The 566-nt window shown below is 79.5% G+C and carries 1 pseudogene; it reads right to left on the bottom strand.

Annotated features, from left to right (window positions below):
- A pseudogene (locus tag AE652_RS42780) lies at positions 1 to 566 on the bottom strand (acyltransferase); the annotation flags it as partial.

Below are 566 nucleotides of genomic sequence, written 5' to 3'. Positions count from 1 at the left end.
CGCAGCAGCCGCTCGCAGGGCCGCTCCACCCAGCGGTACAGGGCCCCCGCGGCCACCAGCGAGCCGCCCGCCAGCAGCAGCCAGACGCCGAGCGTTGCGGCCCCCGGCGCCGGGCGGCCCTGGACGGCCAGCCAGCAGCGGACGCCGATCTCGTGCACCAGGTACCAGGCGTACGACCACTCGCCGAGCCGTACGGCCGTCCGGCCCGCCAGCAGCCGGGGCGGGGCCCCGGCGGTGTCGCGCCGGGCGGCGGCCGCCAGCAGGGCGGCGAACAGCGGCGCGGACAGCAACTGGGAGGCGCTGTACGGGCCGTACCAGGAGGAGTCCGGGACGGCGGCGTGCCAGGGGACCAGCAGGACGTGGAAGAGCAGCACGGCGGCGGCCGCCGGGAGGAGCCCCGGCCGCAGGAGGCGCGCCCGGGGGAGCACGCCGTGCCGCACGGCCAGGCCGGTGACCACGCCGAGGACGAACTGCGGGGTCCGGGCCGGCGGCAGGTAGTCCAGCAGCCAGCCGCGCACCGTCGGGTCGGCGGGCAGCAGGGCACCGGCCGCCCACAGCACCGGGCC

Source organism: Kitasatospora sp. MY 5-36 (assembly GCF_001182915.1).
In the GTDB taxonomy this organism is placed as follows: Bacteria; Actinomycetota; Actinomycetes; order Streptomycetales; family Streptomycetaceae; genus Kitasatospora.
This window is presented reverse-complemented; position numbering and strand designations above follow the sequence as displayed.